Raw genomic sequence first — 11979 nt, forward strand, 5'->3', positions numbered from 1 at the left:
CGCGCTCAGCCGAGTTCGTCGATCAGCGCGGCCATTGCCTGCGCGGCCGCGGATGACACCTGCTCCCCCGCCTCTACGTGCACGATGTCGTCGTCGGAAACGCCCGCCGCTTCGGCGGTTTCGGAGATGGTGAGGTTCGCCTGACGGCGCGCGGCGTAGAGGCGTTGGCCCAGGGTCGCGCCGGGAGAGTGCGCGGCGCGCAACATCAGGTCGTCGTAGCGTGACCGCACCGCGCTCAACGCCTTGATCAACGGTGGAGTCACCCGGCTTATCCGCGCGGCCCGCGCCGCCACGGCTTCCAACTGCCGAAGGTCGGCGAGGATCTGGGCCGCTTTCGGCGCGAACTCCGGATCCTCCGCTTCGGGCAACGCAGCGATCGCCGAGTCGAACGTCCTCGCGGCGGTGATCACGGCTTCGGCGATCAACGGCACCTCGTCGCTCGCGGGCGTCGTCGCGGGACGGTGGTCGGGTTCTCCCCGGCGGAGCTTGGCGATCGTGCCCGGGGGCCAGCGCAAGACCTCCTCGAGCTTTGCTCGGGTGCGCTCCCGCGGCCAGCTTCTGCCCTTCTCGAAGGCGATCAGGGCGCCGGCGTTGATGATGCCGTCGGCCGCCAGGCTGCGTTGGCTGATGTTGAGTTCTCGGCGTCGCGCGGCGGCCGCCGCACCGGCCCGCGCCATCCCCGGATCGGGCGCCTCGGACGATCCGTCGGTCGACTCCGGATTGGTCATGGGGCGGTGGGGTCCTCGAAGCGGGCGGATGAGACGGCGCCGTAATCGTATCCGTCGTTATGTAGCGCGCTACGGCTTAGGGCGGCGTGGCGCCGATCGAATCGTGGCGATGCTCCGGTTCTGCTGCGGTTAGCAGGGCTGCTGCTACGCTTTTGCCCCTTCGATCCACCCGACTAACTACCAGGTCAGAGGACTCTCGGCGGCGCAGCCGATCGACCAGAGTATATAACCGTTGCATCGCTACGGTTTATGCGCTACGTTTTCCACCATCGCAGCCGACGCGCTGCATTCGGCACGGAGGAGTTTCGCAGATGCACACGACTGAATCGGACGAGATGCCCGTCGGCGCATGCACCAGGGATCCGGAGAGATGGACGACGTCGGCCGACGAACAGGCCAAGGCGATCTGCCGGGCGTGCCCCCGCCGGTGGCTGTGCGCACGGGAAGCCTGCGAGCTACCGCGCGCCGAAGGCCTCTGGGCGGGCATCTACGTGCCCGAGGGCGGGCGCGGTCGCACGTTTGCTCTGAGGCAGCTGAAATCGCTGGCCGAACGGCACGGACAGCCGGTCCGCGAACGCCGGTTCTACGCGGAATCCGCGTGAGGTTCGGTTCGCCCGCCGCCGCATCCGGGGGGTCGGCGGCGGGCGACCCATCCTCGGAATATCTCGCGGCCGACTCCGGTTGATGGATGCGACGGTGCCGGGCATGCCCCGGGCCCCAACCACAATCGTCGCTTCGAGCGACCACTCGCCGAGAGGCGCAGGCGGCACCGTCCCCTTCTTCTCTCCCCGGCTACCAGGTGTCGACGAACCGTCGACCCTGGCGCCCGGGGGTGTGCGCTGTGGCGGCGGTCAAGGTGTTGATGATGATCTCGCGGGTGTCCGCAGGATCGATCACGTCGTCGATCTCGAACAGCGCAGCGGCGTTGAGCGCCTTCGCATTTTCCTGCGCGGCCGCCGTCGCCTGCCGGACCCGCTCCTCGCGCTCGTCGTCGTCGGCGATCGCCTCGAGCTCCTTGCGCATGCCCAACCGAACCGCGCCCTCCAGGCCCATCGGTCCCAGGTGCGCCCCCGACCACGCCACCGTCAGCGCCGGCTCGCGCAGGCTGCCGCCGGTCATCGCCTGCGCGCCCAATCCGTAACCGCGACGCAGGATCACCGCGATCAGCGGCACCTCGAGCGATGCCCCGGCGACCAGCATCCGTGACGCCCGCCGCACCAGCGCCTCGGATTCGGCCGCCGGGCCCACCATGTAGCCGGGACAGTCCACCAGCGACAGCACCGGCAACCCGAACGCGTCGCACAGCTGCAGGAAACGCGCCGCCTTGTCAGCGGCAGCGGCCGTGATCGCACCGGCCATCACCATCGTGTTGTTCGCGATGACGCCAACCGGTCGGCCGTGTACGCGCGCCAGCGCCGTCACCATCTCCGGCGCGAACTTCGTCCGCAGGAACGTCACCGATCCCTCGTCGGCGATCGTCTCGATGATCGGGGCGACCTGATAGGCGCGGCGGGCACGCTCCGGAACGATTGTGCGCAAACGGGTTTGGTCGGCAACCGGTCCCGGTTCGGTCCGGCCCTGGAAGTAGCCGATCAGCCGCTTGGTCACCGCGACCGCGTCGGCCTCGTCGGCGACGACGACGTCGACCACGCCGTTGGGCGCCTGCATGCTGATCGGGCCCACCTCGTCGGGTGGCACGTCACCGAGCCCGCCGCCGGCGATCATCGCGGGCCCGCCCATGCCGATGGACGTGTTCTCGGTCGCGACGATCAGGTCCGCACACCCGGCGATGACGGCGTTGCCTGCGAAGCAGCGGCCGTGCACGACGGCGATCCGCGGCACCACGCCCGACAGCGCCGCCCACAGCTTGAACGCGCGGGCGTCGAGCGCCGAGACCGACGGGATGTCGGTGTCACCCGGCCGCCCGCCGCCGCCCTCGGCGAAGAACACCGTCGGCAGCCGCAACCGCTCGATCAGCTCGAACAGCCGATCCTTCTTGCGGTGACCCAGCGCCCCCTGGGTCCCCGCGAGCACCGTGTAGTCATAGGACAGCACCGCGCACGCGCTGCGCTCGTCGCCGAAGAGGTCGCCGTTGACGCGTGCTGTGCCGGCGACCAGACCGTCGGCGGGGGTGCGGGCGATCAGGTCGTCGAGGTCGCGGCGGTGCCGCTGCGCCGCGATCGCGAACCGCCCGTATTCGACGAACGAACCGTCATCGACGAGGTCGGCGATGTTCTCCCGTGCGGTCCTGGCGTTGGCCGCATGTCGCCGGGCCACGGCGTCCGGTCGGGCCGCGTCCTCGGTGAGTTCGCGGCGTCGTAGGAGTTCGGCGTGGTCGTCGCGCAGCGACTCGTCACTCACGGCGTCCGATGCTAATCAGGCGACGGCGGCGCGAGTTATCCACAGGCACTTCTCGCGGCGTCCGAACCTGTCGGCCGTGGCGCTTAGCGTTCGGGCATGACGAACTGGATCAACACAGTCAGCCGCGATCATGTCGAACTCGGCGTGCGCGGCCGCTTCACGCAGGCCAATCACGGCAAACCGCACATGCTGCGCAGGATGGCGCGCGGCGATTGGATCGTCTTCTACTCACCGCGCACCATTTATCCCGACGGGCCGCCGTTGCAGGCGTTCACCGCGATCGGACAGGTCTCCGACGACGAGCCCTACCTCGATCCGGCCTCCCCGGATGGAGAGCGGTGGCGACGCAACGTCGACTTCCTCGACGCGCACGAGACGCCGATCCGCCCGCTCCTCGAGCACCTGGACTTCATCGAGGACAAGGTGCGGTGGGGCTACAAGTTCCGCTTCGGGGTTTTCAAGATCGGCGACGACGATTTGGAGGTGATCCGTTCGGCGATGACGGACACGGGATAGCCCTACTGTGGGTTGGTGAGCAATACCGACCCGGCACCGGCCGAAGTCGCCTGCGCGGCAGCCCCGTTCGCGGGTGTCCTGCATCCGCGGGAGGTGCCGCTGGGCGGGCCGAGGGCGATCCGGGTGCGGCGTACGCTGCCGCAGCGTGAGCGATCGCTGATCGGGGCATGGTGCTTCGCCGACCACTACGGCCCGCACGATGTACGCGGCGGTACGGGTATGGATGTGCCGCCGCACCCGCACACAGGACTGCAGACAGTCAGCTGGCTGTTCAGCGGCGAAGTCGAGCATCGCGACAGCGCCGGTGTGCATGCGATGGTGCGGCCCGGCGAGCTCAACCTGATGACGGCCGGCGCGGGCATCTGCCACTCGGAGGTGTCGACCGACGCGACCGCGATCCTGCACGGCGTGCAGTTGTGGGTGGCTCTGCCCGACGGGGCACGCGACACCGGCCGCGGCTTCGAGCATTACGTACCGGCGCCGCGGGCGTACGAGGGTGCGACGCTGCGGGTGTTCATCGGCGAACTAGAGGGCGAGCGGTCACCGGTTCACACGTTCACGCCGCTGCTCGGCGCGCAGGTCGACCTCGAAACCAAGGCGGAGCTGACGCTGGAGGTCGATCGGGAGTTCGAGCACGGGGTGCTGCTCGACCACGGCGACGTTGCGGTTGGTGACACGGCGCTGGACGTCGCTGATCTGGCGTTCCAGGCCGCCGGGGCCGACCGGCTGCACCTGGCCAACCGCGGCGACGAGCCCGCCCGGCTGGTGCTGCTCGGCGGGCCGCCGTTTCCCGAGGAACTGATCATGTGGTGGAACTTCCTCGGCCGCAGCCACGACGACATCGCGTCGTACCGCAGGCAGTGGGAGGACGGCGACGACCGCTTCGGCGCCGTGCAGGGATACCGCGGCGCGGTGACGCGGCTGCCCGCTCCCCCGCTGCCCAACGCGACCTTGCGTCCGCGACGCAAACCGCGGGTATAGAGGAACCATGACGACCGACAAGACCGGCGCGCCCACCGAGGTCACCGCCGAAGCCGACCGCTACGCCATCGCCGTCGATCAAAAGAAGGTCGGGTTTGCCGAGTTCGCCGACCGCGACGGTCAGCGAGTCTTCACCCACACCGAAGTCGACAGCGACTTCGAGGGCCGCGGCCTGGCGACGATCCTGATCGGCGAGGCGCTGCAGAAGACCCGCGATGCCGGGCTGCGCATCGTGCCCGTCTGCAAGATGGTCGCCTCCTACGTCGAGAAGCACGACGAGTACAGCGACGTCGTGGATCCGGTGTCCGACGACGTCGAGCAGTGGCTGGCTAATCGTTAGGTCCGCTAACCCGCTATCGTCTTCGCGATGGTGGCCGCGTTTTTCACCCCCGATGGCGATGCCTTCGTGCCCTCGCCGATGGCGCGCGGGCCGTGGGGGCAGACGATCAGCGGCAACTACGCCGGCGGTCTGCTCGGACACGTCGCCGAACGCGACGCCGGCGACCCGGACTTCCAGCCTGCCCGCCTGACCGTCGACCTGTTCCGCCCGGCCGCGCTGGCCGCCGTCCGCGTCGAAACCTCCGTCGTCCGCGAAGGCCGGCGCCTCAAGCTCGTCGACGCGCTGATGACGCAGGGCGACACGACCGTCGCGCGCGCAACCGCCCTGTTCCTTCGGCACGGCGAACAGCCCACCGATGAGATCTGGACGACGCCGGTCACCATGCCGCCGCTGCCGCCGACACCCGATCCCATCCCCCGCGAACTCTCGACGCTGGTGTGGACCTACGGCAGGGACGGCCGCGAACCCGGGCCCGGCGAGGGCCTGATGAACTGGCAGCACTCGGGGCCGAAACACCTGTGGGTCCGCGACTTTCGGCCGCTCGTCGAAGGCGTCGAACTCACCCCGTTCACCCGCGCCGCGATGGCCGGCGACATGGTGAGCTCGTTGACACACTTCGGTCCCAGCGGTCTGCAGTGGATCAACGCCGACTACACGCTGTCGCTGTCGCGGCTGCCGAAGGGCGCCTATCTCGGGCTCGCCGCGCTCACCCACTTCAGCGACGCGGGCGTGGCGACTGGAACCGCGACGATCGTCGACGAGTACGGGCCGATCGGCGGCGGCGTCGCCAACGCGCTGGCGAATCCGGGCTTCACCCCGCCACGCATGTAGCGCGCGATCGCCCCTCGCACCGATCTCGAAAACCCCTGCGACAGAAGAAACACCCCGCGGTTTCCCGCGGGGTGCTTCGTGCCATCCATGTGGTCTCGGTCAGCTGATGCCGACGACCTCCTGAGCGATATCGGCCAGGCGCGTCTGCGCTGCCGACACCAACCGCTGGCGGTTCTTGTGCATCTCCTCGTAGGCGATGATCGTGCGGATGTCCGACGGATCGTCGAGATCCTTCACCGCCGCGACCGCGTCGCTGAGGTTGAGATCCTCGTATCCGGCGATCGGCAGCTCGTCGGCGTCGACGACACCGCCCTCGGCACGGGCCTTGTGCAGCGCGTCGGCCGCGTCGTCGGCGCCTTCGCGGCGGACAACCTTCTCGGCGCTGCGCAGCGCACCGTCGCGCGACGCACCGAGCGCCTTGAACGTGATCTCGCTGGCCCGCTGGGCCCGCTCACGCAGGTCATCGACGGCCGGTCCAGCCGAACGCAGCAGCTCCGCGAGCCGCTCGACCGACTGCGCCGACCACTGACCCGGCAGGTTGACCAGCTTCACCGCGGTACCCGCGGCGGCCTGCAGCGGGGTGCGCTGCAGCGCGGCCGGGCCGCCGAGCGCGTCCTCGGCCAGAACGGTCGTCAGCCAGTTCACCGTCGCGGAGTGCGCGGTGATCAGGCGATCCGCGAGTTCCTGCACGTCGGGCTTCTTCGCGGCGACCGCGAGCGCCTTGATGTAGCGGGCGCGGTCGAGCAGCTGATCCTCGAGCGCCAGATCGCCCAGCAGCGCCTCGTCGAAGGGCTGGGCCTGCTCGGTCAGCGCCTTCACCGCGGCGGCGGCGCGGCCCAGGAACGGGCCGATGGTGTCGGGGAATCCGCCCAGGTCGCGGATCGCTTTCTCGATCGCCTCGGCGCGGATGCGGCCGTTCTCCGCGTTCTGAGTCAGCTCGCGACGAACAGCCTCGGTGCGCGCCTGCGTGATCCGGGTCTCGGCGACCTGAATCTCGGTGTGCGTGAGGTCAAGAATCGTACGCAACTGGTTCAGCAAGGTGGTGGTACTCATATATAGAAATCGCCCCTTAAGCGTTGACGGTTTGGGTCGGCGCTGGGGTGCACCTGTCCAGTTGGCTACCCGGTGTGCGGGGGCGGCCGAACGCTTCAGGAGTGTGAGATGGATCGCACTCGGCGTGTCGTCAGCGTGGTTGCAGGATGACCACCGGGATCTCCCGGTCGGCCCACGCCTGATAGGTGTCGAAGTCGGCATACGCCTCGACCAGCTTCGGCCACAGCCGGGCCTTTTGCTCGGGCGTCGCGGTCACCGCGCGCACGGCGCGGCGGTCCGAACCGATCTCGATGTAGGCGTCCGGGTTCGCGACCAGATTGCGGTACCACTGCGGGTCGGTGTCGCTGCCGCCCTTCGAGGCCACCACGATGACGTCGTCGCCGTCGTTGATGAACACCAGCGGCGACACCAGCCGTCGGCCGGACTTGCGCCCGATGTGCTCGAGCAGCAACGTCGGCACCGGCTTCTTGAGCCCCGCGCCCACCCGCCAGTTCGCACCGATCTTGCCGCCGGTGCGGCGGTACACCCACACGTGCGCCTTGCCCGCGTACTTCATGACCCGATCGACGACGGGCGAGTTCAGCTGCTTGGGCTTGTTGTTCGGATCCATGCGATCAACCTAGGTATTGGGCCGTGCTGCCGCCCAGCGGCATCGCCGGCATGCCGAGCTTGCGGTGGTCCCAACTCCGCGTGCGCAGCGGCACCACCCGCACGCAGATGCGGTTGTTCATCATCTGGTCGACGAACGGCCGCATCTCGTCGGAGTACGGCCCCGTGTAGCGCTCCCACACGCTGATGCCAACGCGCAGAACGGTTTCGGGGTCGTCGACGATCTCGGCCCTGCCGTCGATCGACACGCCGCGCAGCGTGTCGTAGGTGTCGCCGTCCTCGATCATCACGGTGACGGTCGGATTGCGGCGAAGGTTGACCGCTTTCTGCGACTTGGCTTTCGTCTCGAACCAGATCTCGCCGTCGAGCACGGCGTACCACATCGCGACCAGGTGCGGCCGCCCGTCTGGCAGCACGGTCGCCATGGTGGCGGTGCGGCTGCGTTCGATGAATTCGGCGATCTCGTCGTCGGACATGACGATCTTCGCGCGTTCGTTCTTGCCCACGGTCCGATCTTGTCAGGTCGCCGCGGCGACGACGGTCACCGGGATGCCGTTGAGTGCGCCGTTGCCGGACGGTTCGTCGACGAACGTCGGCGGCGACAGGATGTTGGTGTTCACCCCGGGCGCCTGATTGGCGACGGACATCCGCGTGCCGGGCTTGCCGTGGCCCCAGCCGTGCGGCATCGAGACGACGCCGGGTTTGATCGCGTCCGTCACCTCGACCGCCACCTCGATCTCACCTCCCGAGGAGCTCACGCATACGAGGTCGCCGGTCGCGACACCGCGCTTGACCGCGTCGTCGGTGTGCATCAGCAGCGTGCACCGGTCGCGGCCCTTCATCAGCGGCGCGACGTTGTGCAGCCAGGAGTTGTTGGAGCGCAGGTGCCGTCGGCTCACCAACACCAGTTCATCGGGCGCACGGTCCAGGCGCGCAGCCAGCCGGGGCAGGTCGTCGAGCAGGTACTGCGGAGCCAGCCGGATCTTCTGGTCGGCGGTGTCGAGCACCTCGGGTATCCGCGACACCATCGGCCCGAAGTTGACGCCGTTGGGCTGCGCCTTGAGCTTCTCGAGCGTCAGGCCGTCCGGGTTCTCCCCGTAGCGGTCACCGAACGGCCCGGTGCGCAACGTGAGGTCCAGGATGCGCTCGGGGCCGCCATGGGTGTAGTGCTTGCGGATCTCGGCGCCGTCGAGGCCCTGTGTGAAGGCCATGTAATCGAAGAACCCGTCGTCGATCGCGGCGACGTCGACATCCTCGGCCGGCGTGCCCGCGCACAGGCCGGTGAGCCGGATGAGGATCTCCCACTCCTGCGGCCGGTCGGGGTCCTCGGGTTCGAAGACGGGCGGCGAGTAGTTCGCGATGCTGTTGATCGCGAAGTTGAGGATCAGGTCGTCGTGGTGGGGCTGCTCGAGCGGTGACGGCGCGGGCAGGATCACGTCGGCGTGCCGAGTGGTCTCGTTGATCAACATGTCGACCGCGATCATCGCGTCGAGCATCGGCAGCGCCTCGTCGAGGGTGTGTCCGGCGGGCGTCGACAGCACCGGGTTGCCCGCCACGGTGATCAACGCCTTGATCTGCCCCTCCCCCGGCGTCGCGATCTCCTCGGCCAGGCACGACACCGGTACCTGCCCGAGCACCTCTTTGGCGCCGCGCACGCGGGTGCGGAAGCGGCCGAACTCCGGGGCGCCGTCCTCGAGCCCGGGGATCGGTTGCACGGTCACCGACCATGCGGCGGCCCGCGGGAACATCGCCCCGCCGGGAGTGTCGAAGTGCCCGGTGAGGATGTTCACGACGTCGACGAGCCAGCTGGCCAGGCTGCCGAACTCCTGGTTGCACAACCCGATTCGGCCGTACACGACCGAGCGGTCGGTGCCGGTCAGCTCGCGTGCCAATCCCCTGATGCGCTCGGCGCCGATTCCGGTCACTGCGGCGACGCGCTCCGGCGGCCAGTCCGCGGCCACCTCGCGCATCCGCTCCAGCCCGTCGACGTGTGGGGCCAAGCGCCCGAGCGACACCAGTCCCTCGGCGAACAGCGTGTGTGCGACCGCCAACAGCAGCGCGGCGTCCGTGCCCGGGGTGATGGGCAGCCACTCGTCGGCCCTGGCCGCGGTCGCGGTGCGGACGGGGTCGATCACGATCACCCTGCCGCGCCTGCGGATCGCATCGATGATGCCCATCACGTCGGGCGCGGCCAGCAGCGAGCCCTGCGAGGCGGCGGGGTTGGCGCCCATGATCACCAGCAGGTCGGTGCGTTCGATGTCGGGTACGGGAAACGACCACCACCCGCCGTACATCAGGTGCGACGACAGGTTCTTCGGCCACTGGTCGACCGTGCCGGGCGAGTAGCTCAGCGGGATGCCGGACATGCCCAGCAGCACACCGGTGTAGCGGCCCAGCGAAAACGAGTGTGCGAGTGGGTTGCCCGTATAACAGGTGACCGCGCCGATGCCGTACTTCTCGATCACCGGCGCGAGCAGCTCGGTGCACCGGCGGAACGCGTCGTCCCAACTCACCTCCCGCCACTGCCCGTCGACCTTGATCAGCGGGCGGCGGATCCGGTCGGGGTCCTCGTGCACCGCGCCGAGCGTCGCGCCCTTCGGGCAGATGTGGCCGCGGCTCCAGGTGTCGTCGGGGTTGCCGCGGATGCCGGCGACGCGGCCACCGTCGACGTGAATCTCCAACCCGCACATGGCCTCACACAGCGGGCAGGTGTACAGGTGCCGGCCGTCGTCTCCCGGCGCGGCGAGTGGCGTGGTGAGCTCTGCGGTCACGCTGCCCTCCTCCTCCATGCACGCTTTGTTGTGACACACTGTAACGACAACGTGTGATGAAGGGACGGAAATGGCCGACACCGTTGCGCCGCGGCGCCGGCGCCAGGGCTCACGCCGCGACCCGTCCATCGATGCCGACGTTCTGGCCGCGACGCGTCGGCTGCTCACCGAGCGCGGCTACGCGAACACCACGATCGACCTGATCGCGACGACGGCGAACGTCAGCAGGCCGGCCGTCTACCGCCGGTGGCGGTCCAAGGCGCACCTCGTCCACGAGGCGCTGTTTCCGGACCTCGGCCCGGGACGGCCCGCCGACGACTTCGCCGAGGAGATCACCCGGCTGTGTCGCGGGGCGCTGGCCATGTATGCCGATCCCGCCGTGCGCGAGGCGATTCCGGGTCTGCTCAGCGATCTGCGCTCGGACCGCGGAATGCGCCGCGTGCTCAGCGATCGCCTGGAGGCGACGGCGCGCAGCCAGCTCGGTGAGCGGGTGGCCGCCGCGGTCGCCGACGGTGTCGCCCGACCCGGCATCGGCGCCGACACGATCATGGACGTGATCGCCGGCGGCGCCTGGTACGCCGTGTGCGTGCGCCGCATCAGGGACGTCGACGCGGCCGCCGAGAAACTGGCCGCGCTGGTGCTCGGCGGGGTGCTGGCTAGCTCATCAGCATGATGTACTGCGCGGCCGTCATCTGTTGCGCCGCAAGCAGAGTCGGGGCGCTGGTCTCGATGGTGTAGCGGTCGGCGGTGGCCAGGCAGTAGAAGGCTCCGTCGTCCGTGCGCAGGCATCGGCTGCCCGGCATGTCCGGGACCGGGTTGGCCGGTTTGGCGGTCGCCGACACCTCGTCGGCGAACTCCTCGACGACGACCTCGGCCCCCGCGCCGTCCTCGGCCTCGTAAACCGTCGTGCCGCCCATCGCGACGAGGTCGACGCCGGTGTCGGAGAAGAGCTTGTCGGACCGGACGGGATCGGACTGGAAGTGCAGCGCACCGCGCCGTTCGTAGGTGCCGCCCTTGGTGAAGGTCGGGTCCCGACCGTCGAGCGGCAGGGTGCGGGCGAGCAGCCCGGTCGGATCGATCGAGATGTCGGCCAGTTCGTCGGGGGCCGTGGCGCGGAACTTGTCGATCTCGGAGGCCTGCATGTCGATGCTCTTGGTGACCAGCCGGGCGGCGGCGTCCACACCCGCGGTCGCCTGCGCCAGCTGCATCATCACGTAGGGGCCGTGCGCGGTGAACGACCGCACCGCGCCGAACTTTCCGATGTTGCGATCGGTTCCGGTGTGGCTGCTGGCGCGCGCCTCGGGATGGCCGGGGATGTCCATCTTCGGCGACGGCCCGTCGGGGCCCTGAGGCTGTGACACGGCATCGCCCATGTCGTCGCCGGCCGCCTTCGCGGCCCGGTCGTCGGCGAAGCGCAACACCGCGTTGAGCAGGATCTGCTTGTTCTTCTCGGTGCGCGTGGTGGCGAAACCGGTGACGAAGTCGTGCCGGGCCGCCGCCGCGGCGACGTTCATCGGCCCGATCGCGGCCAGCGCCTCGGCCCGGGGCAGCACCATGGCTCCGAGTCCAAACCAGTCCTTGATCGCCGGGTCGATCTCCCACGGCCCGATGACGTGGTTGGCCATTCGCTGCCCTTCGAGCACCACGCCGAGCATCGGGTCACCGGCGACGCCCAGCGGATCGCGCGGTGCCGTCGGGAAGCGGCCCGGGTCCAGCTGGTCGAAGTCGAGCGCGGGACCCGACGCTCGCACGGCGGATCCCTCGACGGTCGACGTGCACGCCTGAAACT

General features: G+C 69.4%; 13 protein-coding genes. 6 read left to right on the forward strand and 7 right to left on the reverse strand.

Features of this window, described 5'->3' with window-relative positions; all coding sequences use genetic code 11:
• Positions 1-5 precede the first annotated feature (5 nt).
• A complete protein-coding gene (locus tag A5698_RS06315) occupies positions 6-728 on the reverse strand; it encodes a helix-turn-helix domain-containing protein (RefSeq protein WP_068294534.1) in 723 nt (240 codons plus the stop codon).
• Between the two features lie 311 nt (positions 729-1039).
• Here A5698_RS06315 and A5698_RS06320 point away from each other — a divergent pair, with 311 nt between their 5' ends.
• Positions 1040-1330: a WhiB family transcriptional regulator gene (locus A5698_RS06320; RefSeq protein WP_067293340.1), complete on the forward strand. Its 291-nt coding sequence runs from the start codon at positions 1040-1042 to the stop codon at positions 1328-1330.
• A gap of 190 nt (positions 1331-1520) precedes the next feature.
• On the opposite strand, the gene A5698_RS06325 is transcribed toward A5698_RS06320, so the two are convergent.
• Entirely contained in the window at positions 1521-3089 is a 1569-nt protein-coding gene (locus A5698_RS06325; RefSeq protein WP_068294536.1) for an acyl-CoA carboxylase subunit beta, read from the reverse strand.
• Between the two features lie 96 nt (positions 3090-3185).
• Here A5698_RS06325 and A5698_RS06330 point away from each other — a divergent pair, with 96 nt between their 5' ends.
• From A5698_RS06330 to A5698_RS06345, 4 genes are read left to right on the forward strand one after another with little or no spacing between them, the layout of a single operon-like run.
• On the forward strand, positions 3186-3605 hold the full coding sequence (locus tag A5698_RS06330) for an EVE domain-containing protein (RefSeq protein WP_068294541.1): 420 nt from the start codon (positions 3186-3188) through the stop codon (positions 3603-3605).
• Positions 3606-3620: 15 nt separating this feature from the next.
• Complete coding sequence (locus A5698_RS06335; RefSeq protein WP_068294545.1) at positions 3621-4586, forward strand: pirin family protein; 966 nt, start codon at positions 3621-3623, stop codon at positions 4584-4586.
• Between the two features lie 7 nt (positions 4587-4593).
• On the forward strand, positions 4594-4926 hold the full coding sequence (locus tag A5698_RS06340) for a GNAT family N-acetyltransferase (RefSeq protein WP_068294547.1): 333 nt from the start codon (positions 4594-4596) through the stop codon (positions 4924-4926).
• Between the two features lie 27 nt (positions 4927-4953).
• A complete protein-coding gene (locus A5698_RS06345) occupies positions 4954-5757 on the forward strand; it encodes an acyl-CoA thioesterase domain-containing protein (protein WP_068294550.1) in 804 nt (267 codons plus the stop codon).
• Positions 5758-5856: 99 nt separating this feature from the next.
• On the opposite strand, the gene A5698_RS06350 is transcribed toward A5698_RS06345, so the two are convergent.
• The 4 genes from A5698_RS06350 to A5698_RS06365 form a co-directional block, all read right to left on the reverse strand.
• Positions 5857-6810: a hypothetical protein gene (locus A5698_RS06350; protein ID WP_068294552.1), complete on the reverse strand. Its 954-nt coding sequence runs from the start codon at positions 6808-6810 to the stop codon at positions 5857-5859.
• A gap of 130 nt (positions 6811-6940) precedes the next feature.
• A complete protein-coding gene (locus tag A5698_RS06355) occupies positions 6941-7420 on the reverse strand; it encodes a nitroreductase family deazaflavin-dependent oxidoreductase (protein WP_068294554.1) in 480 nt (159 codons plus the stop codon).
• A gap of 4 nt (positions 7421-7424) precedes the next feature.
• The gene (locus A5698_RS06360) at positions 7425-7925 is read right to left on the reverse strand and encodes a pyridoxamine 5'-phosphate oxidase family protein (protein WP_068294556.1); all 501 of its coding nucleotides are present in this window, start codon (positions 7923-7925) and stop codon (positions 7425-7427) included.
• Between the two features lie 12 nt (positions 7926-7937).
• Positions 7938-10208, reverse strand: coding sequence for a molybdopterin-dependent oxidoreductase (locus A5698_RS06365; RefSeq protein WP_068294559.1), 2271 nt, complete (start codon positions 10206-10208; stop codon positions 7938-7940).
• A 52-nt stretch (positions 10209-10260) separates the two neighbouring features.
• On the opposite strand from A5698_RS06365, the gene A5698_RS06370 reads away from it, so the two are divergent.
• On the forward strand, positions 10261-10863 hold the full coding sequence (locus A5698_RS06370) for a TetR/AcrR family transcriptional regulator (RefSeq protein WP_068294562.1): 603 nt from the start codon (positions 10261-10263) through the stop codon (positions 10861-10863).
• On the opposite strand, the gene A5698_RS06375 is transcribed toward A5698_RS06370, so the two are convergent.
• Positions 10847-11979, reverse strand: a 1133-nt coding sequence (locus A5698_RS06375; RefSeq protein ID WP_068294565.1) for a DUF7373 family lipoprotein, incomplete at its 5' end; no start/stop codon positions are given. The two genes, A5698_RS06370 and A5698_RS06375, sit on opposite strands and share 17 nt — an antisense overlap.

This window comes from Mycobacterium sp. E136, from assembly GCF_001666865.1.
Lineage (GTDB): Bacteria > Actinomycetota > Actinomycetes > Mycobacteriales > Mycobacteriaceae > Mycobacterium.